Genomic DNA, 26,258 nt, shown 5'->3' with positions numbered 1-26,258 from the left:
CAGACAAAAATTTTAATTTAATGGGAGAAATGAACATGCCAAATATTATTAAAGCCCGCCCTAAGCTATATGTGATGGATAACGGCCGAATGAGCATGGATAAAAACTGGATGATCGCCATGCATAATCCAGCTACGATCAGTAATCCTAATGCACCGACACAGTTCGTGGAATTTCCGATTTATACGGTATTGATCGATCATCCGGAAGGAAAAATTTTGTTCGATACGGCTTGCAACCCGAACTCGATGGGCATCGAAGGACGCTGGGCCGAATCCACTCAGCAGGCGTTCCCTTGGGTGGCGAGCGAGGAATGTTACCTGCACAACCGGCTGGAGCAGCTCCATGTTAGGCCTGAGGAGATCAAGTACGTCGTTGCCTCTCATTTGCATCTGGACCATGCCGGGTGCTTGGAAATGTTCACGAACGCTACGATTATCGTCCATGAAGATGAGCTGAACGGCACGTTGCAAAGCTATGCCCGCAACGAAAAAGAAGGAGCCTACGTCTGGGCGGACATCGATGCTTGGATCAAAAACCACTTGCAGTGGCGAACCGTCAAACGAAATGAAGATAATCTGGAATTGGCTGAAGGCATTAAGATTATTAACTTTGGCAGCGGCCATGCTTGGGGCATGTTAGGCTTGCACATTAAAATGCCGGAAATAGGAGGGGTCATCCTCGCTTCCGATACCATCTATACGGCAGAGAGTTACGGTCCACCAGTCAAGCCGCCGGGCATTATATACGATTCGATCGGCTATCGGAACGCGGTTGAGAAAATCCGCACGCTCGCTGCCCGAACGAATTCCCAAGTGTGGTTCGGGCATGATGCGGATCAATTCAAACAATTGCGTAAATCAACGGAAGGATACTACGAATAAGCAGGTCATTCCGAGCTTCCAGGCTGAATTCTATATAAAACGTTTATCAAACCTCGGGCGACATGCAAGGATAAGAATACGCGAGAAACTCGAACCCTTTGCTCTCCAGAATCGGCCGGCTCATTGGGCTGGCATCAACGACTAAATACCGATATCCTCGATGCCATGCGGCTAGGGCACGTATCGCAATGAGCGAGGTGTAGATTCCTTGCCCACGGTAGTCGGGCAAGGTTGAGCCGCCCCACAAACTGCCGAAGGATGTGCCTTCATGCAAGTACATCCAAGCCGCGCTGACGAGTTGGCCGTCTGCGTAGCACGCATAGATTTTCAGATGCTCCGGGTCGTTGCTCAAGTCTCGTTTCAAGCGTTCGCCCAGATCGCCATGCGGCTCTCCCCATATGGCTTCTTCCAGCACGATGATATCGTCGATCCCGGCTACATCTGTAATTTCACGGATATTGGCTGGGATCGCTCGCGGTAGAAGCGGATTTTCCTCATTCAGCTGCATCATCATCAATGCCTCAGGTTCGCCGATCTCAAACCCGTGTGCGTGCAGCTTCTCCTTCAAGTCGGCCGGCTGATCATAGTCGTATACCTTCCACTCGAACCGTTGACCCAACCCGCGAAAATATGCCACTTGCTCTTGAATGTCTTCCTCCACGTTTACGCCCTTCAGGTTCGAATAAATAATGAATCCGTCCTCGTCTGTGAGGGAGACCTCCCGAATGACCGGACCGGCCTTCTCGCGCCGCATGCCTGGGGTATTGTTCTCGATCCGTTGTTCTTTGTTGAACAGTCGAATCATTTCCTCTTTATTCATGTTCGTCCGCCTTAACTTGATTTGTAATGCTTTAAGCTTAGCTTTATTAGGTTCATATTTCAATATGGAAGCAAAAGGATATCGGCAGCTCAACATCGAACTATTGGTTAGAAGCAAATATCGAGAGGGAAGTGGTGAACCCAAGTGACTTTTCGCGAGAGGTTTCAGAAGTTCATTCGCTACATTAAGATCATCACGAAAATGTGAATTATATCATCCTGTGGAACTCGCGACGCCATCGAATCTAACTTCTTCAATAACATGGTTCTCGTTTTGGATCACAATAAGAATGGAGTAGGCTGCCGCGGCAACTACTCCATTCTTTGTTGTTTTTCATGATCCAATAGCCAATTTTTACGCGATATGCCGCCCCCGTATCCGCCCAAATCGCCGTTCGAATTGATGACGCGATGGCACGGAATGACGATCGCAAGTTGATTTGCTCCATTGGCTTGAGCTACGGCGCGAAAGGCGGTTGGTTTGCCGAGTGAACGGGCAAGCTCGAGGTAGGAGCGAGTTTCTCCCGGCGGTACGTTCATTAATTGCTCCCATACGCTTTTTTGAAAAGGCGATCCTAATAAAAAAAGCGGGGTTGTGAATGCGGTCAGCGTACCTTCGAAGTAACGGGCTAGCTCTCTTTCGATCGATCGGATCGGTTCCGTGGTTCCCGGGATAACCGCCGATTTTGTCCGTTTTCTAAGCCGTTCCACTTCGCGCTCCAGACCTCGGCGGTCAACAAATTCCAAGAGATAAAGCGCATGCTCGTCCCCGATGGCAACCATGGGGCCAAGACGCGTATCGATCCAAGATGCTTTGAGAATCTTCCCATCATCTAATCGAGTAGGTGCTGCTCCCATGATTCGGGAGAATGCGTCCCTGAAACCGCTGCTGGAATCATACCCGGCTGATAGCTGCGTATCGATGATCGTTTGTCCGGCCTTGATGTTCTTCAAGGCAAGCCCCATGCGGCGCGCGCGTGCGTATTCCACGAAGGTCATGCCGAATCGTTTCTTGAATTGCCTGCGTGCCGTCGATTCATCTACCGAGAGAGCCTTGAAATCTTGCCCTTTCCATCGTTTTTCGGGATTGTTCTCGACGGCTTCGACAAGCATGCGGACAACATCCGAAACTTGGTTCGGATGGGACAACGGACGGCATCGTTGACACGGCCGATAAGAGGCCAGTAGGGCCTGCTGCGCGGTCTCGAAAAATTCGCAGTTCTCAAACTTGGGCTTCCGTGCCGGACAAGTCGGACGGCAGAATACGCCGGTTGTCTTGACGCCTACATAAAATATACCCTCGTATTCCGTGTTTTTTTCCAATAATGCCTTGTAGTATTGTTCGTGACGTTCGGCGGTGATCATGGTCCACTTCCTAACCTTGAATGTATAGTTTTATTATAGAACTTCCGACAATAAACGTCGCCGAATTTCAGGCATTAATATTGATCCGAGATCGAAAGTTAATTTGCAGAAAGTTAAAAAGAATGATGCAGGCGGCGTCGGAGCACAATTTTCTTTCGCTGCCGCGGCAACCTGCATCATTTTTTGGAGCACCAGGGGCGCTGGATTTTAGTTAGCCTACCTCTCGCCTCAATACCCGCAAGCTGAAATCGCGTCCGAATTGTGGAAAAAGCGTGTTCCATAGCATGCCGATCGCCGCATCAATCTTCTCCATATTGGCCGAGCTGCCTACATCTACAGGGTCAAGGCCGATATCGCGACATAACCCGGTGACAACTTCCTTAGCCTCGGCATCGTCGCCACTCAGAAACGAAGTCGCATTCGTCGGACCGTATTGGGGGTTCGCCAATGCTTCCCATGGAAGCGCGTGATAAGCTCGAACAACGCGTGCATTTTTGGCTAGCCGCAACACTTCCAGATCTGCGGATTTTCCATCGAAACGGTTCGTGCAATTGATCAGGATTTTATTGTGCAGGTCACCCGCTTCTTCTAAAACTCGTTCAACGTCGTCATGAGGAACCGCCAGCAAGATCACTTCGCCGAAGGAAACGGCTTCCCGCACCGTTCCCGCTTGCGCATTAGTCCCGGCCTCCTGGAGTAAAGCCCGTATTTTATCGCTGTGCGGGTCGCGCGAACCGAACATCACCTGATGTCCGTGTTTAGCCCACATTTTCCCCAATGTTCCGCCCATATTTCCCGAACCGATCGAAGCAATTTTCATTTCGAAATCCCCCTTTTTAGTTGTTCAGCTGAACTTAAAATGTTTTCGTAATATCCCAACTTCTCTTTTGTTAGCTTAATGATGTTATCCAGTTCCCGGCGTTGTTTCTCCATTCTGCTCAAATGCTCTGAAAGAATCTTGCTTCGATTGGATAATAATTCAATCTCGTCAGCGTTCCAGTCGGCGGAATGGTTCTCGAAACATTGGCCTTCCTGAATGAACTGCTTAATGTCTTCCAACGATAACCCGGTTTTCTTCAAACAATTTAACGACGTCAACAGATGAACATTGTCGTCATTATACATGCGTACTCCACCGGCCCCTCGCTCAGGCGGCTTTAATAAACCTACCTTTTCGTAATACCTTAAAGTATCGGGACTGAAGCCAGTAAGATCGGCAACTTGCCGGATCGTATACATAAGTTCACCGCCACCTTTCTAACCCGATTGTAGCCGTTGGAGCCGACTCCAAGTCAACACTTTTTCGTCGATAATTTTGATGGGGAATTTGCCCGGCTTTGGCGCTCGCGAGCATGAAACCCCTTTATTTTTCTGCCATTTTAGTTATAAAATGAAGAATAAGAGGATCGAGAAGCTGAAAGGGCGGCTGGTTGGATGGGGCTTGTGCCGTTATTATTAAATACGCTTATCATTTTGATATCTGTTCTATGCTACCAGGTTTTCTGGCTGGACCGTGAAGATACGGAACCGAAGAACGAGCTTCTCATTTCGCTGCTTGCCTCCGCTGCCATCGTGCTTTGCATGACGTTCCCATTCCGAACGCACTTCGGATTTATTTACGATTTGCGCTCGGTGCCGATCACCCTTTGTTTTCTTTTCGGCGGGGTTCGGAGCACCCTCTTCGTTGGAGTCGTTTATTTATCCTACCGGTACTATTTGGGCGGGGCCGGTTTTTATACCGCCGTCATCATTTTTGGGTTTCTTTGCCTCGTTGTCAGTTGCTTCTATGTTTTTGCTCCCGCATTTTTTAGAAAAAGAAAAATGTTCATCGGCATCATTCTATTGGTAGTGTATACGGCGATCTTTTTTATCGCCGCCACGCTCCAAGTACACAATTTCGATCTCCGTTTTGATTTACATCTTGCTTTGCTCCAGCTCCTTCATTTTTCAATCAATCTGTTAACGATGGGCATTGCGTTTTACTTAATCGACGGCATGTTGGAGAAAAAGAGGCTGAAAGAGAAATTTCGGCGAGCCGAAAATTTATTTATCCTCGGAGAACTATCGGCAGCCTTCGTCCATGAAATCGGAAATCCATTGACGGCCGTGCATGGTTTCCTTCAGTTTATGATGAACCAGCCGGTCACCGACACGAAACGAAACGAATATTTGCATTTGATGATGACCGAGCTGCTGCATGCGGAATCGATTCTCGCCCAATATTTGTCGCTTGCCGAATCGCAGGCGGATACAAAGGAATCGATAGATTTGGGATCGCTTATTCAAGATGCAATCAAGACATTATCGCCCGCGGCCGCGGAAAATCTCGTACAGATCCAGGACAAGCTTCAATCCTTCGTCATGATCGAAGCCAACCCGCTGAAGCTTAAGCAATGTTTGATCCATATGATGAAAAATGGCATTGAAGCGATGAACGCTGGCGGGGTTTTAACGATTACATTAAAACAGAAGCGCAAAGAAATAGCGATTGACATTGTCGATACCGGAGCCGGGATGACCAAAGAGGAGATTAAACGGAAAGGCATGCCGTTTTATTCTACGAAAGAGAAAGGAACCGGATTGGAGACGATGGTCGCTTTCAGCATGATTAAAGAGTTAAAAGGCGACGTAGAAATCAAAAGCAAGAAAGGGGAAGGGACTTGCTGCTCGATCACGTTTCCCGTTGCCAACCGAAGGCCGGAGCCCGCTTAAACGATGCGAAGTTTAAATATACAGTCGCCTGAACACGATTGTGCGTTGTCGCGATTTTACAATACAATCGAAAGTTCGGTGAGCTATATTAAACAAAATGACTTTTCAAAATGGAGGGACCGGTAATGACCACGAACAAGTTCGGCATGTACGTGAAATTTACGACGCAACCGGGGCAACGCGACGCATTTGCCGAGCTGCTCTTGGAAGCGGCCGCAGCAATGAAGACCGTCCAAGGCTGCGATCTTTATGTCATCAACGTTGCGGACGACGAACCGGACGTTGTGTGGGTCACGGAGGTGTGGAGCGATTCCGCGGCACATGCGGCATCCTTGACATCGGAGTCGACCCAAGCGATGATTGGGCGCGCGAGGCCGATGATCGCGGGCGTCGAGCAAATTAAATTAAGCCCCCTTGGGGGAAAAGGCATCTAGTCTAGAGGTTTGGAATAGCATGATGTTCAGCAAGGAGAGGTGACTGGAATGACTAAGGCAAAAGGGAAAGTATCGGTTGAACTGCCGGTGATGCTCTTCGCCGATCAAGGCTCATGGGAAGAATGGCTGGAGCAGCATCATGACGATTCGCCTGGGGTCCGTTTGCAAATCGCGAAGAAGCAATCCGGCATTGTTTCGATTACTTACGATGAAGCGTTGGAAGGAGCCCTGTGCTACGGCTGGGTCGACAGCCAAAAGGAAGCTTGGGACGAGCGGCTTTGGATCCAGCGGTTCACGAAGCGGGGAAAGCGGAGCATCTGGTCGAAGGTGAACAAAGACAAAGCCGAGCGGCTAATCGCCGAGGGGCGGATGAAGCCTTCGGGGCTTGCTGCCATCGAAGCGGCGAAGGCAAGCGGGGAGTGGGACAAGGCGTACGAATCGCAGAGCAACGCTTCCTTGCCGGAGGATTTCGCGCAGCTGCTGGATCGCCACCCGCAAGCGAAAGCGTTCTACGAAACGTTGAACAAGACCAATCAATATGCGATAACGTTCCGAATTCATAGCGCTAAGAAGCCGGAAACCCGGACGAAGCGGATGACGCAGTTTATTGAGATGCTGGAGAAGGGCGAGAAGATTTATCCGTAAGAGGTGAGCGGCCGCTAGACCGTCGCCATAAACAAGCACGTTCCGAAAGTTTTCTCCGGAGCGTGCTTGTTTTTATGGTTGCGGCAGAATGCTTCACGAATGTATCGGTAATGCGCCGAAATCCGGCTCATGAGAGCAACAGATAAAGTCCCGGCAACTGCCGATCGTGGCGATCCCAATCGTTTCCTCATTCCTCTTCGGCTATCTAATCCGAATCGTTCGAATCGTTCGACTCGTCCGCATCATGCAGGCTGTTGGCAATTATCCGTTCCGACGCTGAAAATCCGCCATGAAATCGGCAAGCGCTCGGCAAGCATCCAGCGATACCGCATTATACGCGGATGCCCGGAGTCCCCCGACGCTGCGATGCCCGGCCAAGCCGTCGAAGCCGTGCTGTTCCGACTCCCGGATGAACCGCCCCTCCATCGCTTCGTCTGCCATTCGCCATGTCATATTCATCATGGACCGGTCCTTCTTGTCGATGATTCCTTGATAGAAGCCGCCGCTCGTATCCAGCGCGTTGTAAAGGAGGTTCGCTTTTTCGATGTTCCCGCGTTCTAACGCTTCAACTCCGCCTTGCTCACGCGCCCATTTCAATACTAGATTCATCATGTAGATGGAATGGACCGGCGGCGTGTTGTACAGGGACTTGTTGCGGACGAACGTTTCGTATCGCAAAATAACGGGAATGTCTCTGGATGCCCGGCTCAGCATATTATCGCGAACGATGACCGCAGTTACGCCCGCCGGTCCTAAATTTTTCTGGGCGCCCGCATACATGAAGGCAAATTGGTTAAAGTCCAATTTGCGGCTCAGCATGTCACTGGTCATATCGGCGATTAGCGGGATCGTTCCGGTATCGGGAATGGTGCTGTATTGCGATCCTTCAATGGTGTTGTTCGTCGTAATATGCACATATGCCGGGGTGTTACCCAGGAACAGCTCCGATAGGACAGGCATATTCGGGATGTCGCGCCAGTTCCTCTCTTTCGAGCTTGCCGCGATATGGGCATTGCCGACATAAACCGCTTCGTTGTAGGCTTTCTCCGAGAAGCTGCCCGACAACACATAATGCGCGACTTGGCCGTCCGCCAAAAAATTAAGCGGGAGCAGGGCGAACTGCGTGCTGGCGCCGCCACCCATGAACAGCACATGATAATCTTCCGACAGTCCGAGCAATTCCAGCAGCAATTGCTGGGTTTCTTCGTTAAGCTCCTCCACATGCTTGCTTCGATGGGACATCTCCATGAGCGACATGCCGCACGACTGTACTTCCAAAAACTCCTCTTGCGCCCGTTGCAGCACCTCTAGAGGCAACGCCGCCGGCCCCGGGTTAAAATTATAAATGCGGTGGGTCATGTTATTCTCCTCCTCGATTCGAAATGTAGACAAACAAAAAAACGCCCTCATCCGATTGGGACGAGGAGCGTTTGCTCGCGGTGCCACCCAACTTGAGAAACGCGTCGAAGGCGCTTCTCCTCTTGGTTCCGCGGTAACGGGCGGGTTCCGGTTAACTTAGAATGACGCGGGTTCGTCATTCTTGGCGAAAACGCCTCAGAGTTGGATGCTCTTCATCGGCACGATCAAGTATGGATTTGCACATAAATATATGCCGAATTCGGAGAATTGTCAATTCTCGTTTTGGAGAGCATGCAGGAAATGTACTCCAGTGGGGCGAAATCCTTCTGTTAACGATAAAGAAGCGGGTGTTGCTGAATGGATCATAGTGCGCAAGAGGCTATACGCCGGATCGAAGAAATGTTTCACGGATCGATTCGAGGGATTGAGGAGCCTTGGGAGCCAAGCGATTGGTCGATGACCTACAAAATATCGATCCGTCAGAATGACACTTGGAACAATACCTACTATCTGAAAGGGACTCCCCGCGAGCGCAAGGAAGCAGAGGTGACGAAGCGGCTGCATGAGCTTGCCCCCGACCTCGTGCCGGAGGTCGTAAGCGACGACTTGCTCACCGAATCGGCGTGGCGCTGGTTTCTGATGGCGGATGCCGGGTTATGTTCACATGAAGAACTTGGACTCGAAAATGCAATGAAGGCGGCATTTAAGTTAGGGGAGCTGCAACGTAGGTTGATGGCGACGGAGACTAGGCTGCAGTATCTTCTTCCGCAAAGCGGGGCTGACCGGCTGCAAGAAGCTGTCCGAGAAGTGGGCATGTGGGCTTTGCCGTACTGCGAAACGCGGCAAATCACTCTGATCCACCGCTTATTGGAACTGGACCCCGCTTGTTATGATGTGCATGCCGAAAGGCTGTGTATCATGCCATCGACATGCGTCCATCAAGATTTCTGGTCCGGTAATATTACGGTCCAAGGTGAGCAGGTCATGTTTATCGATTGGGGCGACGCGCAATGGGGAACCGGTGGGGTTTCTATTTACAATTTGATTTGTTCGGAAGACGAGTTGGGGGAACATGCCCGTGAACTATGGTCGGCGTATTTTAGCGGACTAGGCCGGGGGGATGACGAAGACTACGTTCAAAGCTGCGAGGTAGCGTATTTGGTTTCGCAAATGGTTCTTGAGAAACAAATTGCTGAGCTGCGGCAGCAGAAATTCGGCCCGGGCTTGATCCCTGCAGTCAAGAGACTTATGGAAATCTTGGCGAAGGAGTAGTGGAAAAGTGTCAATGAGATAGTGATAAGAGCCCCCTCCGCAAATGCAGAGAGGGCTTTTTCGAATTTCATGTTCAGTCTAAAACTTATTGCACCAATCTCCAGCCGGCTGCCGAGGGCCGGGCAAGATATTGGCCCAATACTCCTTCGGGATCCTCGATACCTACAACAATCCCACCCGCTGTAGGCAGAATGTGATGAATCTCGCCACCCTCGACAAGATCGGCTGCAAGCGGAGCCAGAATTGGGAGCAGCGTTTCCTCCAGCCACATTCGCTCCTTATACCAGCGCGGCGGCAAAACAGACGGCGGGTACCCCGAAAGAGGAGCACCGAGCGCTATCGCCATCTCTCGCGGCTCTTGAGGCAACCGGCGTCCTTCGCCGATGGCTGCCACAAAACGCAAAACCAGCTCGATCGTGTTCAGCACCTCGTCGTCGTTCAAGGAACCGTTCGCATAGCGAATTTCCACGGTTCCGATATCATGCCACGCGGCTAAATTAATTCCGCATCGATGCGATTGCGGCCGTCCGGGATTGCGAAGAGCCGCTGCTCCCGGATCGGCGATATAGCGCTCGCGCATCGCTTCGGTAACCGGTGGGCAGAAGAATAACCGGTGCTCGCTAGTTTGGAGCAGATCTTGCAGTGCCTGCTGGTATTGCAAGGCAGCATCGATGAAGGGAAGGATCATCGACTCGCCCCAATGTTCCAACCCGATATGCACATGAAGCCCGCAGCTCCAATTCGCGGAAGCGCCTTGCGTGCGGAGCCGCCGCAGCATCTCCTGAATTTGCCCGCGGTCTTTCCACCGGATCGGCGGGGGCTTCAGCTCGCTGCCTGAGTCCGCTCCGGTTTCGTCGATTTGATGCTCATCCAAGGACATGATCCATCCAGACAACAATTCGGTACCTTCCGGATCGCCTCCGATAAATTCGATTTCGACTCCGAATTTTAAATCCTGCCAATCCATAGTTCTAGGCCACATTTGCCGATCATCCTCTCTTATGGTGAAATGCGTTCATTCCAGCAAGAGAGAGGCGGGGCACGGGATTACCGGGGGACTTTTTTTCTATACATAAGCTCGCTCCTTCGATTTGTTTCGAATTCAAGTTATATTGTCATTGTATGTAAAATATCTCGAAGTATCAATATTGCCAAAAATAAACGATACAAATCATAAAGGTGGTTAAAGGAAGTCTTCCGAACATTACGAAATCATCGAACGCCTTCCGACGGTTCACCCGGCATGACGGGAATGTTAATGGCGTTGGAAAAATAAATCGTTAAGGTTCAAGCGATATGGCGCTTGGACTTTTTTTCTATATAAAGAGTCCAATCCCCGATGAAGTTCGGATCCATGCATTGCTCCAAACCTTACCACTTGCATCAATGTTGTATCCTATAGCTGAGTTGCACTGAAAAAGGAGGCGTAAGAATCATGAATAAACCAAAAATCATTTTAAATATGTTTGCATCCGTTGATGGAAGAATTTCGACGGGACCCGGCCGAAATGTCGCCGAATGGACGAAGCTCGGAATCGATGGCGGAGCCAATGAGATCGCTCACAGGCTGTATGACGATCTGGATTGTGACGGGTTATTATCCGGAAGCGAGTCGCTTGTCGTTTACGGCAAGCATGCGGTGCAATTGCAGCATGATGTATATTGGCCGAAGAAGTCCAAAGCCTATATCGTTTTCGACGGCAGCGGGAAAATCGATTGGGGGCAATCTCAAGGTTTATTGGTCGTCACGCGGGAGAATGTATCGGAAACGTACATACAGCAATTAAAAGATAAGCGGATTACGTATATGCAAGCCGGAGGGGGAGATCGCATCGATGTGAAAAAGGCGTTGGACATGCTGTATGCGCAAGGGTTTCGGCGGATTGGGCTAACGGGCGGCGGGACAATCAACGGGGTGTTTTTGCGGCAGGGGTTGATTGACGAAATCAGCATTGTATTTGCTCCCGTTGCAGTAGGAGGAACGCGAACTCCAACCATTTTCGATGCCAATGACCTGCTGGACCCCAGCTTACTTACCGAGCTTGAATTGATTCAGGCGAAGCCGTTGTCGAAAAATTTGGTTTGGGTCCATTATGAAGTGAAACATATGAGGGATTCATAGAAAAAAGGATTTCCAGCCGCGATCCAGAATATTTTTTTCAAAATATGTCCAAAAGCATCCGTCCCTGGCATCTATTGTTCGGATAGCCATTCAAGCGCATAAAGGAGTCGAATCGTGAACCATTTTGAAATCGGGCAACCCCCTGCCGATGAGCGGGTAGTAGACGAATCAACGTTAATCGAAAGAGCGCAGCAAGGAGACCATGACGCCTTCAGCGAGCTGGTCCGCAGGCATCGGTCGAAGGCCCACGCCTGGGCTTCGGGGATCACGCAGGATCCCTATATGGCCGACGACATCGTGCAGGATGCGCTGCTCAAAGCTTTTATGCACCTCGGCACGTTGGTTGACGTCGCTCGCTTCCTTCCTTGGCTGCATTCAATCGTCCGCAATCAGGCGATGATGAAACTCCGTCGCGGGGGAACGTACGGCAAGGAGCGGCCGTTCACGAGTTTTGAGTCCTCGGCCGTGTCCGGACGGGTCGACTGGGAAGACGTCGAGAGCATTCTGACCTATATGGTGCGAAACAAGGAGAAGCAGCAGGAAACGCACGCGAGTCCGGAGGAGGCGGTCGTCCGCAAGGAAACGCTGGAGACGATCCTCGGGTTGTTCACCTGCTTGAACCGCCGGGAGCGGGGTATCTTCGAAGCTTATTTTTTCCGGCACCTTTCGCCCGAGCAAATTGCGAGCATGTACGATACGACAAAGGCCAGCGTCTACAAGACGATTTCTCGCACCCGCCAGAAGCTGCAGCATGAGCGCATTCGAGTGTATATCAACGAATATTTGATCCAGCGAAGGGAGAAAAAACGGATGACGAAAAAATGTTTGGAACGACCGGCGATATATACGGAGCGGGTAGGCGACAGCCATTTTCTAGGCTCGAGGCCTTCGGTTACTTATTGCTTGTGGGGGCTGCTGCAGTACACCGACAAGAAGGGGATATCCCTTGCAGAAGTGAATGCGCTGACGGGGTACGCGTTTAGCCTGAATATTTTCAAGGAAACGGTTCATATCGGCGGCCCGTTCGTCTACACGGGGGAAGAGCAGTTCCCGCAGGCTCTGGCCAATCTCGGCTATGACTTCAAAGTGTTGAGCTTCGTGCCCGTTGAACCGGACACCGTAACCGACGTGTTGAATACGGCGCAGCACTCGATTGATCGCGGAGTGCCGATGATCTTATGGGATATTTTCCATGCCGAGTTCGGACTTATTTATGGCTACGACGATGACAAACGGCAGTTGAACGGGCTGGATAAGTTGAGGGAAGAGCCGCTCGCTTATGAACAAATCGGAAAAGGAAAAACCGCGGAAATCGGCCTCATCGCCATGAAGGAGCGTAACGGGATAGACCGGAGGACGGCGCTCGGCCATATGCTGGATCGGACGATTGAGCATGGGTACACGGCGGAGCCGATCAAGCACGCCGACGGCGAATTGACGAAAGGGCTTGCCGCGTATGATGCTTGGATTGAGGCGTTCCAGGGAGAGAAGCTTGTACCTTTTTTCAATGCCTACAATATCGTCGTTTATTCGGAGCTGCGCCGGTTTGCCGTACAGTTTCTGCGGGAGCTTGAAGAGGAGTTCAAGGATAACGAAAGGGCGGGGGCGTATATTCGGGAAGCTGCCGGCCATTATGATGCGGTAGCGGCGGCGCTGCAAAGTCTGGCCGAGTTGTTTCCTTTTCCCGGCGGAGGAGATCCGAAGGATGCGGGCAATATCGTTAAGGCCGTTAAGCTTTTACAGGAGGCGAAGCGTGCGGAGGCGGAAGGGCTTAAGGCGCTGAAGCAGCTGCGTGAATGCATCGCTTCGCTGCAAGCCGGAGGTGCGGAATGAATCGAATCGAGGTGCGCGGCGCGCGGATTCATCATCTTAAAGAGATCGATGTCTCCCTTCCGAAAGGGGAGTTTATCGTATTCACCGGCGTTAGCGGTTCGGGGAAATCGAGCCTTGCGTTCGATATTTTGTATGAAGAAGGTAGACGGCGTTATCTTCAGTCCATCGGCTTGAGTTTGCGCGCCGGCAGCGCGGACGACATCGAGCCGTTCGATGACATTTCCGGGCTCCCGCCCGCCATCTCCGTCGAGCAAAATACGATCCGGCAATCCAATCCGCGCAGCGTGGTCGGGACGAAGACGAAAATTCTCGAATATATCAAAATGCTGTTTGCGCTTGAAGGAAGATCGGCGGACGGTGGCAGGGCCAACCTGCCCGCGGAAGCGTTCGCGTACAATTTGCAGGCGGGCATGTGCGAGGCTTGTTACGGTCGCGGTTTTGTCACGGATATCGACATGAGCAAAGTGATTCCCGATCCGAGCCGGACTACGGAAAAAATATGCGCCGCGATTAGCTCGGTACTGTCGAGGGAAATTCAGAAGCTATCGAAGGATCGGGCAATCGATTGGGCGGATATCCCCTACGAGAAGCTGCCAAAAGAGACCCAGGCCGATTTTTTGCACGGCCGAGACGGTTTTACGGGCGTTGTCGCTTGGGTCCGGAACCGGATTCGGAACAAGCCGAATCAGCGGCTGCATTTGGAGCGAATGTATTGCGCAAGCATCGCTTGCAAGCAATGCAGCGGTTATCGCGTCAATGAGACGGCACGGAGCGTACGAATTCGCGGAAAACATGTCGGTGAGCTGTGCGGCATGACGATGGCCGATCTTTCGCTTTTTATGGAGGAGCTGCTCTTGTCGGGCGAGGATCTCACGCAACAAGGCAGGAAAATCGCAGAGCGGCTTGCCAAGCAGCTGCATTTGTTCCTGGATGTGGGGCTGTCGCATTTGACCGTGCTCCGCAGCATTCCGACCTTAAGCGGCGGTGAGCTGCAGCGGCTGTATCTCATGTTCCATCTGCAGTCTCAGTTCGACTCCCTGCTGTATGTGTTTGACGAGCCTACGGCGGGGCTGCACGAATCCGAAAAAGAAATGCTGCTGCACAAGCTGAAATCGCTCACCGCCTCCGGCAATACGGTCATCGTGGTGGAGCATGACGGCAATGTCATGCGGGGGGCGGACTACATCGTGGAGCTGGGCCCTTCCGCAGGCAAGCACGGTGGACAGCTTATATTTCAAGGCGCTTTGGAGGAGTACTTACTGTCCGAGTCGTCCGGCATCAGCCCGTATCTGTCGGGAACGAAGTCGCTGCCGTACAAGAGGCCGGAGCAACGCCGCAGCGTCACGGATGCGACCCCCAAGCTGGTCATCCGGCATGCGAACCTGCACAATCTCAAAGACGTGACGGCCACAATTCCGCTAGGCTGCATGGTAGGCGTGGCCGGCGTTTCCGGAAGCGGGAAAAGCACGTTGATCTCGGACACGCTCGTTCCGCTGCTTAAGCATGTGCTGAACACGGAGCAGGAAGAGGAACCGGAGGAATCCGACGAACAGGCCGATACTCAAGCATCCGCTTTGAACGAAATCGGCACTCTTGAGGGCTGGCAGGCGATCGAAAAATGCGTTGTCGTCACCCAGGAGCCGATCGGCCGGTTCAAAATGTCGATGCCGATGACGTACGTGGGCATTTGGGATAAAATCCGGCAAATTTTTGCGGAGCAGGAGGAGGCGGCGCGGCAAGGTTTAAGCCCGAGTCATTTTTCCTTTAATACCGAGCACGGGGCTTGCCCGGCGTGTAAGGGCGACGGTGTGGAAACGGTGGACATGGGACCGCTCGGCCTGATCAATCGGCCGTGCCTGGCCTGCAGGGGGACCCGGTATAAGGATGAGATTTTGCAAGTCACGTTCAAGGGGAAAAATATCCACGATGTCTTGATGACAAGCGTCGAGGACGCGCTGGAGTTGTTTTGCGAATACAAGGCGATCTCCCTCATGCTGCAAACGTTGATCAAGGTCGGCTTGGGCTACATTTCTCTTGGGCAGCCTGCTCCTACGCTCAGCGGCGGGGAGGCGCAGCGCATCAAGCTGGCGAAGGAACTCGGCAAAGCGCAGAAGAAGAATACGTTATATGTCCTGGACGAACCGACGTCGGGGTTAAGCTACACCGATATCGAAAGGCTGATGCTGCTGCTTGATGAGCTGACGGAACAGGGCAATACCGTCGTCATTACCGAGCATGACACGTCGATGCTGTCGTATTGCGACTGGGTCGTTGAAATGGGCCCACAAGGCGGCAGCGCCGGTGGGGAACGGATCGCGGAGGGTACGCCGGAAATGCTGGCCGCGCATCCCGAGTCCAAGATCGGGGCATATTTGAACATGCACCGGCCGGAACGTTTTCTTTTAACCAAATGATCCTAATTCGGAACCTCCGCGCAGTGGTACAATAACAGCAAACCGCGGAAAAGAGGGATAAAGCGATGGTTTGGATGATGGATCTCGACAAGCTCCATGCAAAGTCTATATGAGGACTGGAGCGGTCTTTTGCATGGAGCTGAATTAACGTACCGCTGATACTCTTGTGAAAGAGTAGAATAAACGGTCTTTCATATAGCTTTGCTTCCTTAAAAATCAATTATCTTTTTAAGGAGCGGAGTTTCCATGAAATATATGAAAGCAGACGTGATTTTTCCGGAAGAATTGCTGAAAGAAATACAGAAGTACGTAAGCGGCGAGCTGATCTACATCCCGAATCCAACGGGGCTTCGCAAAGGATGGGGCGAAAAATCCGGGTACCGCCGGGATTTGACCCTCCGAAATGAAGAGATTCGCCGGAAATTTGCCGAAGGCGCGTCGATCGACCAGCTAACCGAGACGTACCACCTGTCTTATGATAGTATCAAGAAGATCGTATATTCAAAGGTCAGATCATGACCGGCTTTGCGATAAGCTTTTACAAGCGAAAAAGCCCCTGCGACAGGAGTTTTTTCGCTTTTTTTGACCAAGCATTTACAAGTCGCGGGAGGGTCTATGTCCGAAAGAATCGCCAAATATAAGTTGGAGCCTGAACATTTTAAACCTCAGGATTACCGTGATGTAAGATGGTTGGCGGACGAAGATTTCAAGTTCGTCGAAGAGTTTTGGAATATGAGCTTTGACGATTGGAACATGACAAAGAAGCTTAACTATAAGTACTGCGCTATTATATTAGAAAATAAGATTGTTTCAATAGCGGCGGCATGGAGGTACTCCGATGAAAACTGGGAGGTGGCTGCTGTAAATACAAGAAAGGAATTTTCGAATCAGGGATTAGCCAAGAGGGTGGTCAGTTTCGTAACGGACTATATATTAAGCAACAATAGAATGCCTACTCTTTCTACTAGAGAAGATAACGACCGGATGAAAAGAGTAGCGGAATCGATTGGATATAGATTAAGCGAGATCGTGAACGGTTGAGGTGAGGATAAGTAAAGAAACCCGTGATAGGACCAAGGAGGCCATTATTCAATGACATTTATTTTGGAAGAAACGACGATTTCGAAAATTCAGGCCGCTTTTGCTTCGGGGGAATTGACCTCTCGCGAGCTGACGCGGATGTATTTGGAGCGCATCGCGAATTACGACAAGTCCGGCGTTTCGCTGAATGCGGTGCTGGAGCTGAATCCGGATGCGCTGTTCATTGCCGAGAAGCTGGATATGGAGCGAGCGGAAGGTACGGTCAGAGGGCCGATGCACGGCATACCGGTATTGATCAAGGACAATATCGACACATTGGATAATATGCATACGAGTGCGGGTTCGCTCGCCTTGGCGAATTCTTTTGCACCGAAGGATGCTTTTCTGGTCAAGAAGCTTCGGGAAGCGGGGGCGGTCATCCTCGGCAAGACGAACATGACGGAGCTCGCCAACTTTATGTCGGACCGCATGCCCAGCGGTTACAGCTCCCGGGGTGGCCAAGTGTTGAACCCGTATAACCCGGGCGCGCTGACGCCGGGTGGTTCAAGCTCCGGGTCTGCGGTTGCGGTAGCGGCCAATCTATGCGCGGTCGCCGTCGGAACCGAAACGTCGGGATCGATTCTGGACCCGGCTTGTCTGAACAGTCTGGTCGGGATCAAACCGACGTTAGGTCTAATCAGCCGTTCCGGCATTATTCCGATTACATACAGCCAGGATACGGCAGGGCCTTTGGCGCGGACGGTGGAGGACGCCGCGGTTCTTCTTGGCGCCATGGCAGGAGAAGACCCGGCCGACGCGCCGACGTTATTAAGCCGCGGCAGGGCGCATGGCGACTATACGAAATTTCTCGATCGGGACGGGCTCCGCGGGGCGCGCATCGGAATCAACCGCGGCTACGAGGAAGAGTTTAACGACGAGGAGAAGGAGCGGATCGCCGCGGCGATTGAAGTGATGCGGGAAGCCGGTGCGGAAATCGTCGAGGGCATCCGTCTTCCGCACATCGGCTCGGAATCGTGCGTGCTGATGTATGAATTCAAATCGGCGATCAACCGGTATTTGGCTTCGCTTGGGGCCCATGCTCCCGTAAAAACGCTGCGAGACATTATTCGTTTCAATAACGAGCATCATCAAGAGGCACTGAAATACGGCCAAGTTTTGCTGCTGAAAGCGGAGTTTGAAACTTCGGGAACGTTGACGGAGGCCAAGTACATCCGGGATCGGCTTCGCGACTTGAGGTTGTCCCGGGATGAGGGGATCGACCGGTTGTGCAAGGAGCATCGCCTCGACGCCTTGTTTTGTCCCGGCGTGACCGATTCGGCCGCAATTTCCGGATATCCGTCGATTATTGTTCCCGCAGGGCTTCTGAGCGACGGTACGCCATTTGGCGTGGCGTTCACCGGAGTCGCTTACAGCGAGCCCGCTTTGTTGCGATTGGCCTACGCATTTGAACAGCGCTATCCGGCGCGCATTCCTCCGATCCTTGCAGAGGAAAGATAATTATCAACCTAACTTACAGCCCTCAAGTCCTCCTTTGGACGAAAGGGCTGTTTTTTTGGGTGGGTATGGGATTTGCTGGGCGATCGTGATAGAATAGAAATAAAACCAAGTTTCATCAAATGAAATCGTGAGGTGAAGCAGATGTCCTTTTCTTTTGCCGGAATCGATCATATTCAATTGGCAGCACCCGAGGGCTGTGAAACGGAAGCAATGCGCTTCTATTCTGGACTACTCGGCTGGGCGGAAATTCCGAAGCCTGAACCGTTAAAGAAGCGTGGAGGTGTATGGTTCCAGTGCGGAGCACATCAGGTCCACATCGGCGTTCAGCTGGATTTTGTCCCTGCCAAGAAGGCACATCCCGGTTTTCAAGTCCGAAACCTGAATGAGCTGCGTGCCCATCTGCTGGCTCATCGAATCCCGGTCATCGACGACGATGCACGTTCCGATGAGGGCATTAAGCGTTTTTATGTCCAGGATCCGTTCGGCAATCGGCTTGAATTTCTAGAGTGGGTGAGTCTCCCTTCGTTCTGATATAATGAGAGAATGTTAACATTATACAGGAGATGGAAAAGTGAAGCCGATTACGATATTGATCGCGGACGATGAGGCCGAGATTGCAGACCTCATTTCGCTGCATTTAGATAAAGAAGGATACCATACGATCAAAGCCGCCGACGGGAATGAAGCTGTACAAGTCGTTCGGACGCATTCGATCGATCTGGCGATCTTGGACATTATGATGCCCAAGCTGGACGGGTATGAAGTAACCCGGCAAATTCGGGAACTGCATTCGATGCCGATCATCTTTTTGAGCGCGAAAGCGACCGACCTCGATAAAATTACCGGGCTGGTCAAAGGGGCTGACGATTATGTGACGAAGCCGTTCAACCCGATGGAGCTGGTTGCCCGCGTCAATGCTCAGCTTCGGCGTTCGATGCTGTTGAATCAACCGGTTGCGGAAGCGAGCGCCTCAGTGTTGGAAGTTGTCGCTGCAGGGCTCGCGATTTACCCGGAACAACGGGCCGTATACCTGCACGGCAAATCCGTAGAGCTAACGCCCAAAGAGTTTGACATCCTCTATTTGCTGGCGAGTTACCCGAAGAAAGTGTTTACTGCGGAACATATTTTCAAGCAGGTATGGGGCGAAGCCTACTATGAAGGCGGCAACACGGTAATGGTCCATATCCGCACGTTGCGGAAAAAGCTCGGAGAAGATATCCATAAAAAAAAATTGATCAAAACCGTATGGGGGGTGGGGTATACGTTCAATGTTTAAATGGATGCACAGCTTCCGCTTCAAAATGATCCTGTTACTTGGTCTAAGCCTTCTTTTATCAGGAAGCGTTACTTTCCTGATCTATAAGCTGCTCCAGCTATACTACCATACGACAAAGTTTGAAAATCCGTTGACTCCGGTTCGCTATTTCATGCGGGAGGTTGGGGATGTGAACGCGTTTTTGATTGTGTTCATCCCCCTGGCCATTTTGTTTTTCTTTATCCTCACCAAGCGTTACGCATCCTACTTTAATAAAATTTCAGCGGGAATTCATCATCTGGCAAACGGCGATTTCAACAGCCGGGTACAAATTTCCGCCCGCGACGAGTTCGGCGATATCGCCCAAGACATCAATCTGGCGAGCGAAAAGCTGCAAGCAGCCGTCGAACGGGGAGATTTCGCGGAGAGCAGCAAGGATCAACTGATCTTAAATTTGGCCCACGATTTGCGTACGCCACTGACATCGATTCTGGGCTACTTGGATTTTATTCTGAAAGGCGACGATCTGACCCCGGAACAGGTCAGGGATCATGCGAGCATCGCTTTTGCCAAATCGCAGCGGCTGGAAAGACTGATCGAAGAGCTGTTCGAAATCACGAGAATGAATTACGGCATGATTGCGATTGATAAAAAGCCGATCGACTTAAGCGAACTGCTTGAGCAATTAAACGTAGAGCTGTATCCTCTCATGGAGAGAAACCAGCTTGTGACCCGACTGCAAGTGACACCCCATCTGAATATTTGGGGTGACGGGGAACTGCTGGCCCGCGTATTCGAAAATCTTCTGACCAATGCCGTCCGTTATGGAAGCGACGGCCGATTTATCGATATTCGCGGTTACCTCGATGGCGAACAAGCCGTCGTTCAGGTGGTCAATTACGGCGATCCGATTCCTCAGGATGAGCTGCCGCACATCTTCGAAGTGTTCTTCAGAGGAGATCGGGCGCGGACGCATCAAGAAGGTAGCACCGGGCTCGGCTTGTTCATCGCCCGAAATATCGTGAGCCGGCATGACGGAGAAATTTCCGCGCAGAGCGACTTCATTCGCACGCTTTTTGAAGTGCGTTTGCCGATAAGAACGTCATGATTTAAGAAAAATTTTAACTTTACCCCACTTCTGATTTTAGAAGTTTCTTCTATCCTAATGAGGGACAAGAGGAAACTGATAATGAAGGAGCGGGGTTTTTTGGCATGAAAAGATGGTTCCGTACAGACGCCGCTGCGGCATTGCTGTTTCTTGCACCCGGCGGCATCGGGTTCGCGTTGTTCTACCTGATTCCGTTCACGATGGGTGTCTTCTACTCCTTCATGGATCGTACGGTGGGCGGCAACTTTGTCGGGCTGGAAAATTACCGGGAGCTGCTGGCAAGTGATTCGTTTCGCAAAGCGGCGTCCAATACGTTGTATTTTACCGCGGTCAGCGTTCCGGTCATGCTCGCGCTTTCGTTAGGCCTTGCCCTACTGCTGAATCGAAACATTTACATTCGGAATTGGCTGCGGACGGCTTACGTGCTGCCGCTTGTCGTACCCGTCGCTTCGATCGTTCTGATCTGGCAAATCCTGCTCGACTGGAACGGTTCGCTGAACGCATGGCTCAGTTATTTCGGGATCGAACGTACGGATTGGATGAAGACCGATGCGGCCCGGAATGTCGTCATTGTCGTATACCTTTGGAAAAACATCGGCTACAACATCATTTTATTTCTCGCCGGGCTGCAGCAAATTCCGAAGGATTATTACGAAACCGCCCAAATCGAAGGGGCCGGCCGGCTTCGGCAATTCGGCATTACGCTCGTTTATTTGACCTCAACGATGTTTTTCGTCGTCATCATGTCGATCATCAACTCCTTTAAGGTGTTCCGGGAAACGTACCTGATCGCGGGCGATTATCCGCAGGACAGCATCTACATGCTGCAGCATTACATGAACAACATGTTCATGTCGCTCGATATTCAGAAGCTGACCGCGGCGGCAACGATGATGGCGGGCTGCATTCTCGTCATAGTCATCGCGCTGTTCACGCTGGAACGCCGTTTTCGGAGCTATATGGAATAGAAGGGAGGTAGGATCGATTGCGAACATTGCGAAGACGAAGCGCGGCGTTATTGTGGAAATGGGCGTTAACCTGCTTCATGTCCGCGATTGCGTTAATCCTGTTGTTCCCGATGATCGTTACATTCACGAATGCGCTCATGACGGAACAAGAGATCGGCGTCAATTACGGGCAGATCGGGAAAATGGACGAAGCCGGCACTAGGGAAGCGCATCGTTTCGTCAATCTGAAGCTGCTGCCGGATCAAGTGTCGCTGGAGCAGTTCGGCGAAGTTTTGATACATAACTCGAAATTTCTAGCGATGTTCTGGAACTCAGTGCTCTTGGTCGTGCCGATCATCGCTGGACAAACTCTCGTCGCGGCGCTGTCCGCCTATGCATTCTCCAAGCTGCGGTTCCGCGGCCGGGAAGCGCTGTTTCTCGTCTATGTGCTCACGATGCTCATGCCGTTCCAAGTGACGCTAGTGCCAAACTATATCATGGCGGATAAGCTCGGGCTTCTGAACAGTCCGGGAGCGATCATTCTGCCCGGGATTTTCGCGGCGTTCGGCGTATTCATGCTCAGGCAGTTCACGCTGCATATCCCGTATGCGTACATCGAAGCAGCCAAGATGGACGGCGCAGGGCATTTACGGATTTTCTATACCGTAATCGTCCCGATGATCAGGCCTGGCCTGGCCGCGCTCGTCATCCTCTTGTTCGTCGATTATTGGAACATGGTCGAGCAGCCGCTTATTTTTATCGATGATGTGTTCAAACAACCGTTGTCGGTGTATTTGTCCAGTATCAACGAAGGCAAGCAGGGCGTTGCTTTCGCTGCGTCCGTGCTCTACATGGCGCCGATGGTGCTGCTGTTTCTGTACGCGGAAACGTATTTCATCGAAGGCATTCAGCTGTCCGGCATTAAGGGGTAGTTGCAAGGCAAGGAGGAAGAGGACATGGCCGTAGGGCTACAGGAAGAGCCGAAGGATCGCAATCGCAAACGAACGATTCGAGCCGTTTTTGGATTGTTTATTGGGGCGCTGGCGCTATTGACGTTATTCGGCAACACGTTGCAGTCGCTGACCTTACCGAAAGTAAGGACGGAAAAACCGGTCAGCGGCAGCCTTCTGCATACGCTTGAAGGAAGCGGCGTGCTGAAGCCGCTAGCGGAAGTCAAACTCGCGAATCCGGCGGGGTGGAAGGTCAAGAACATCCTGGTGAAAGAAGGCGACCGGGTAAAGAAAGGGCAGAAGCTGATCCTATACGACAGCAAATCCGCCGAGCGCGAGCTGCAGGATGAAGAAACCCATTTGGCCAAGCAGCGAATCGACCTGCAAAATGCCCAGGATCTGTACATCCAATCGGCATCGGAAGGCGACGAAATGAAAGTTCGGAGCGCAGGCCGGGATATCGAAACGCGAAAACTCGATATAGGCGTGCAGGAACGAAAAATCGGCGAATTGCGCGATCGTCTTGCGAGTAACAAGGAAATTTCGGCGCCGTTCGACGGCATCGTCACGAAACTGAATGCCATGGAGGGAGTCTCTTCGACCGGAGAGCCGGACGTTCTAATTTCGAACGACAGCCGGGGGTATCGGTTCGAGGTTGCGGCGGATGGGTCGCTGCTGTCCAGCCTGGGCATGGCCAAAGGGCAGAAGATCGAGGTCGAAGTTCAAGGCAAGTCGGATCAGCCGGCAGGAACGATCGATGGCACCATCGTCGACATTGCCGATGCCGAACCGCAGGCGGGCGGGGCGGCCAACGATCAGGGCGGTAAATCCGAAGCCGTTGCTCAGAAGCTTCTTCGCGTGCAGGTAACGGATAGCTCGTTGAAAGGAGGTGAGCAGGCGCTGGTTAAGCTAACGCAGCGCTCGCTGCGGCAAGGGCTGACGATTACGAGCGAGGCGGTTCATGAGGATCGCGAAGGCCCGTTTATATACAGGATCGAGGAGCAGCCAGGGCCGCTCGGCAATGTGTTCGTCGTGCGCAAATCGCGGACGAAGATCACCGAATCGAATGGCCGGGAAACGATGATTGAGTCCGATAGCGTCTATGAAGACGATCTTATTATTGTGGAGAGCAGCGAACCGCTCCAGGACGGCGATCGGGTCCGACTGCAATAAAGAAGCATGATTCGAAGAAAAGATAGAAGGAGAGGAACTATAGGATGAAAAAACGGATGGCGACGATTGTATTGTCTTGCATGCTGCTTGCGGTGGTGTCCGCATGCGGTGGCGGTAGCGTTGGAGGCGGCGGAGGCGGGGGAGAGACGGCAAATCAGGAAAAAGCCAAGTCCAAAGAGGGGAAAACGGTTGTCACCATGTCCCTTCCCGTCGGATCGAACGATTTTTACAAAGTGGCGGAGAAAAAATTCGAGGAAAAATATCCGGACATCGACCTGCAAATTCAAACGTACGATTACGAGAAATACGTCAAAACGATGAATACGGCATTGTTATCCGGCAAAGGCAGCGACATTCTCGAAGTCGGCAGCTTGCCTGTCGGCAAATATGTGAACAAAAATCTTCTCTTGAACATGAATGACCTGTTCGAGCAAGACAATACGCTTCCTAAAAGCGATTTGCATATGAACATTCTGGAAGCTTCGAAAGTAGACGGTGGCTTGTATGCACTTCCCGCCACGTTTTCCCTCAGGGCATTCGTAGGGGATAGGGACTTACTGGGCAAATCCGGCACCAAGTTCGATGATAAAAGCTGGACCTGGGAGCAGTTCAAGGAAGTATCGAAGAAGCTCCTGCAGGAAGGCGGGGCAACCAACAAAAATCTTCATTACGCCATGGCGAATGAGGATCCGCAAGTGGTGTTTCAAGAATTGTTCGTGGATAGCTTCTCCGAGTTTGTCGATCGTGCGAGCCAAAAAGCTAAATTCGAAACGCCCGCATTCACGGACATGATGAAGCAAGTGAAACAAATGTACGCCGATCATATTTTATCTTCCGAACCGGCCGATTTCGGCAATCAGCTGTTCTATTCTGCCCCGGTCATGTCGCCGGCAGACTTTGTCAATGGACCGCATATGTTCTTCGCGAATCCGAAGCTGCTGAACAAGCCGCATGCAGCCGGACAAACCGGCGGGGTCCGGATCTTTTTTTCCTCGACGCTTGCGATTTCGGCGGGATCGGCGGTGAAAGAGGAAGCTTGGAAGTTTCTCGCCTTCTTGTTAAGCGAAGATATGCAATCGCTGCAGGAAAGAGGGGGATTCTCGATGTTGAAATCCGTTAACGAGAAAACAATGAACGATATTCAGGATCAAGTTAACAAAGGCGCCTACAAGCTTCCGAACGGAAAAGCCGCCAAAGTCACAGAGGAAAGCTTTGCAGAGTACAAGCGGATCATGGATACGGCAGAGCGTTACTCCGTGCTGGACACAAAAGTATTGTTCATTGTCAGTGAAGAGGCTTCATCCTTCTTCGGTGGCCAGAAGCCCGCGGAGGAAGTGGCGAAGCTGATCCAAAACCGCGTGACCACCTACTTGAACGAGTAGCGGTTGATCCGGGCGCCTCTTGTGCATCAAACGAATATGAATCGTTCTTGAACTATATTCACGAAAGCTGCTCCTTCTATAATGGTGCCATGCACGATATACGCTGACATGATACGGCATGCAACCATGTAAGAAACAAGGGATGAGCGAAGTGAAATCAACGAACGAAAACATACATCGCGTGCTGGAGCGGTACCGGGCCAAGCTGAAATGGATCGGTGCACAGAGCGAGAAGATCAGCGAAGTAAAGCGAGTCGTCAAAGGCAGCTGTCCGGATTCGGAAAAGCGCTTCGCCGTCGAGGGAATCTGGGCGCATGAGAAGCTGCTGCAAGCCGATCTTGGCGTAGAGTTGCTGCTGCTGTGCCCGGATTACATCTTTAGCGACGAAGCTGTAAGGCTAGCGGAAACGTGGGTAGAAAGAGCGAAAGAGGCATATATAGTATCCTCGAAAATATTCAAAAAGCTTAGCCATCGGGACGAGCCGGACGGAATGCTGTCGGTCGGGCGGCTGCCGATCCGCGAGCCAGAGCGGCTGCAGCTGCCGGAGGATGCCGTCGTAGTCGTTTTGGACGGGCTGGAGAACCCGGGCAACATCGGGACGATTCTGCGCACCTGCGACGGCGCCGGCGTGGATGCTGTGCTCGTCTGCAATCCGCGGGCGAGGATGACGAACCCGAAGCTGATCAAAGGCAGCATGGGGGCGGCGTTTGTTGTCCCCATCGTCGAGTTCGGCGATGCGAAGGCTTGTCTTGCGTGGCTGCGCGAGCGGAACTTCACGGTGTATTTGGCCGACACGCGGGCAAACAAGACCTACAAGGATTATGATTACCGCGGCAACACGGCGTTGGTCGTCGGGTGTGAGCGATATGGCGTATCGGAAACGTGGTACGATGGCGAGTCGCGGATGTTGTCCATCCCGATGCGGGGAGTATGTGATTCGCTGAACGTCGGGTCGGCGGCTTCGGTGTGCGTATACGAGATTTGTATGGGAAAGGCGGTTCGCAAATCACATATTGTACTCGATTTCAATCAAGAATAAAATATAA

General features: G+C 51.8%; 25 protein-coding genes. 19 read left to right on the top strand and 6 right to left on the bottom strand.

What is annotated here, in order from left to right:
* The first annotated feature begins 35 nt into the window (after positions 1–35).
* Entirely contained in the window at positions 36–884 is an 849-nt protein-coding gene (ahlS, locus tag AC0LWM_RS23670) for an AhlS family quorum-quenching N-acyl homoserine lactonase (protein WP_474677467.1), read from the top strand.
* Between the two features lie 46 nt (positions 885–930).
* Here the strand turns inward: ahlS and AC0LWM_RS23665 are convergent, their stop codons facing one another.
* The 4 genes from AC0LWM_RS23665 to AC0LWM_RS23650 form a co-directional block, all read right to left on the bottom strand.
* Positions 931–1,704 carry a GNAT family N-acetyltransferase gene (locus AC0LWM_RS23665; protein WP_474677466.1) on the bottom strand — a complete coding sequence of 258 codons (774 nt, stop codon included), beginning with the start codon at positions 1,702–1,704 and terminating at the stop codon, positions 931–933.
* Positions 1,705–2,015: 311 nt separating this feature from the next.
* The gene (locus AC0LWM_RS23660) at positions 2,016–3,068 is read right to left on the bottom strand and encodes a bifunctional transcriptional activator/DNA repair enzyme AdaA (RefSeq protein ID WP_474677465.1); all 1,053 of its coding nucleotides are present in this window, start codon (positions 3,066–3,068) and stop codon (positions 2,016–2,018) included.
* 211 nt (positions 3,069–3,279) lie between these two features.
* Positions 3,280–3,888: an NADPH-dependent F420 reductase gene (locus AC0LWM_RS23655; protein WP_474677464.1), complete on the bottom strand. Its 609-nt coding sequence runs from the start codon at positions 3,886–3,888 to the stop codon at positions 3,280–3,282.
* Entirely contained in the window at positions 3,885–4,307 is a 423-nt protein-coding gene (locus AC0LWM_RS23650) for a MerR family transcriptional regulator (RefSeq protein ID WP_474677463.1), read from the bottom strand. Before AC0LWM_RS23650 ends, AC0LWM_RS23655 begins: the two co-directional genes overlap by 4 nt.
* A gap of 204 nt (positions 4,308–4,511) precedes the next feature.
* Between AC0LWM_RS23650 and AC0LWM_RS23645 the strand changes: the two genes are divergently transcribed.
* The 3 genes from AC0LWM_RS23645 to AC0LWM_RS23635 all read left to right on the top strand — a co-directional run bounded on the left by AC0LWM_RS23645 (position 4,512) and on the right by AC0LWM_RS23635 (position 6,859).
* Positions 4,512–5,780: an ATP-binding protein gene (locus AC0LWM_RS23645; RefSeq protein WP_474677462.1), complete on the top strand. Its 1,269-nt coding sequence runs from the start codon at positions 4,512–4,514 to the stop codon at positions 5,778–5,780.
* Between the two features lie 125 nt (positions 5,781–5,905).
* The gene (locus AC0LWM_RS23640) at positions 5,906–6,214 is read left to right on the top strand and encodes a putative quinol monooxygenase (RefSeq protein ID WP_474677461.1); all 309 of its coding nucleotides are present in this window, start codon (positions 5,906–5,908) and stop codon (positions 6,212–6,214) included.
* 48 nt (positions 6,215–6,262) lie between these two features.
* A complete protein-coding gene (locus AC0LWM_RS23635) occupies positions 6,263–6,859 on the top strand; it encodes a YdeI/OmpD-associated family protein (RefSeq protein ID WP_474677460.1) in 597 nt (198 codons plus the stop codon).
* 261 nt (positions 6,860–7,120) lie between these two features.
* Here AC0LWM_RS23635 and serC read toward each other — a convergent pair whose 3' ends face one another.
* Positions 7,121–8,218: a 3-phosphoserine/phosphohydroxythreonine transaminase gene (serC, locus tag AC0LWM_RS23630; protein ID WP_474677459.1), complete on the bottom strand. Its 1,098-nt coding sequence runs from the start codon at positions 8,216–8,218 to the stop codon at positions 7,121–7,123.
* A gap of 357 nt (positions 8,219–8,575) precedes the next feature.
* On the opposite strand from serC, the gene AC0LWM_RS23625 reads away from it, so the two are divergent.
* Entirely contained in the window at positions 8,576–9,490 is a 915-nt protein-coding gene (locus tag AC0LWM_RS23625; RefSeq protein WP_474677458.1) for an aminoglycoside phosphotransferase family protein, read from the top strand.
* Between the two features lie 85 nt (positions 9,491–9,575).
* Here AC0LWM_RS23625 and AC0LWM_RS23620 read toward each other — a convergent pair whose 3' ends face one another.
* Positions 9,576–10,472, bottom strand: a complete 897-nt coding sequence (locus tag AC0LWM_RS23620) for an amidoligase family protein (RefSeq protein ID WP_474677457.1) — start codon at positions 10,470–10,472, stop codon at positions 9,576–9,578.
* A gap of 453 nt (positions 10,473–10,925) precedes the next feature.
* Here AC0LWM_RS23620 and AC0LWM_RS23615 point away from each other — a divergent pair, with 453 nt between their 5' ends.
* From AC0LWM_RS23615 to AC0LWM_RS23550, 14 genes are all read left to right on the top strand, one after another.
* Positions 10,926–11,612, top strand: coding sequence for a RibD family protein (locus tag AC0LWM_RS23615; protein ID WP_474677456.1), 687 nt, complete (start codon positions 10,926–10,928; stop codon positions 11,610–11,612).
* A gap of 114 nt (positions 11,613–11,726) precedes the next feature.
* Complete coding sequence (locus tag AC0LWM_RS23610) at positions 11,727–13,445, top strand: RNA polymerase sigma factor (protein ID WP_474677455.1); 1,719 nt, start codon at positions 11,727–11,729, stop codon at positions 13,443–13,445.
* Complete coding sequence (locus AC0LWM_RS23605; RefSeq protein ID WP_474677454.1) at positions 13,442–15,859, top strand: excinuclease ABC subunit UvrA; 2,418 nt, start codon at positions 13,442–13,444, stop codon at positions 15,857–15,859. The genes AC0LWM_RS23610 and AC0LWM_RS23605 overlap by 4 nt, the downstream gene beginning before the upstream one ends.
* A gap of 246 nt (positions 15,860–16,105) precedes the next feature.
* Positions 16,106–16,378: a CD3324 family protein gene (locus tag AC0LWM_RS23600; RefSeq protein WP_474677453.1), complete on the top strand. Its 273-nt coding sequence runs from the start codon at positions 16,106–16,108 to the stop codon at positions 16,376–16,378.
* A gap of 96 nt (positions 16,379–16,474) precedes the next feature.
* Complete coding sequence (locus AC0LWM_RS23595; RefSeq protein WP_474677452.1) at positions 16,475–16,900, top strand: GNAT family N-acetyltransferase; 426 nt, start codon at positions 16,475–16,477, stop codon at positions 16,898–16,900.
* A gap of 51 nt (positions 16,901–16,951) precedes the next feature.
* The gene (locus AC0LWM_RS23590; RefSeq protein ID WP_474677451.1) at positions 16,952–18,397 is read left to right on the top strand and encodes an amidase family protein; all 1,446 of its coding nucleotides are present in this window, start codon (positions 16,952–16,954) and stop codon (positions 18,395–18,397) included.
* A 141-nt stretch (positions 18,398–18,538) separates the two neighbouring features.
* Positions 18,539–18,928 (top strand): VOC family protein, encoded by a 390-nt coding sequence (locus tag AC0LWM_RS23585; RefSeq protein ID WP_474677450.1) that lies wholly within the window; start codon positions 18,539–18,541, stop codon positions 18,926–18,928.
* A 40-nt stretch (positions 18,929–18,968) separates the two neighbouring features.
* Positions 18,969–19,673: a response regulator transcription factor gene (locus tag AC0LWM_RS23580; RefSeq protein WP_474677449.1), complete on the top strand. Its 705-nt coding sequence runs from the start codon at positions 18,969–18,971 to the stop codon at positions 19,671–19,673.
* Positions 19,666–20,760, top strand: coding sequence for a sensor histidine kinase (locus tag AC0LWM_RS23575; RefSeq protein WP_474677448.1), 1,095 nt, complete (start codon positions 19,666–19,668; stop codon positions 20,758–20,760). Before AC0LWM_RS23580 ends, AC0LWM_RS23575 begins: the two co-directional genes overlap by 8 nt.
* Positions 20,761–20,864: 104 nt before the next feature.
* Complete coding sequence (locus AC0LWM_RS23570; protein ID WP_474677447.1) at positions 20,865–21,728, top strand: carbohydrate ABC transporter permease; 864 nt, start codon at positions 20,865–20,867, stop codon at positions 21,726–21,728.
* A gap of 77 nt (positions 21,729–21,805) precedes the next feature.
* Positions 21,806–22,639, top strand: coding sequence for a carbohydrate ABC transporter permease (locus tag AC0LWM_RS23565; RefSeq protein ID WP_474677502.1), 834 nt, complete (start codon positions 21,806–21,808; stop codon positions 22,637–22,639).
* Between the two features lie 24 nt (positions 22,640–22,663).
* Positions 22,664–23,830, top strand: a complete 1,167-nt coding sequence (locus tag AC0LWM_RS23560) for an efflux RND transporter periplasmic adaptor subunit (protein ID WP_474677446.1) — start codon at positions 22,664–22,666, stop codon at positions 23,828–23,830.
* Between the two features lie 44 nt (positions 23,831–23,874).
* A complete protein-coding gene (locus AC0LWM_RS23555; protein WP_474677445.1) occupies positions 23,875–25,212 on the top strand; it encodes an ABC transporter substrate-binding protein in 1,338 nt (445 codons plus the stop codon).
* 151 nt (positions 25,213–25,363) lie between these two features.
* Positions 25,364–26,251 carry a TrmH family RNA methyltransferase gene (locus AC0LWM_RS23550; protein WP_474677444.1) on the top strand — a complete coding sequence of 296 codons (888 nt, stop codon included), beginning with the start codon at positions 25,364–25,366 and terminating at the stop codon, positions 26,249–26,251.
* The last annotated feature ends 7 nt before the right edge of the window (positions 26,252–26,258 follow it).

The sequence above is a fragment of the Paenibacillus sp. sgz302148 genome, from assembly GCF_056120465.1.
The sequence above is the reverse complement of the archived record's forward strand: the minus strand, read 5'-3'. Positions and strand labels throughout refer to the sequence as shown.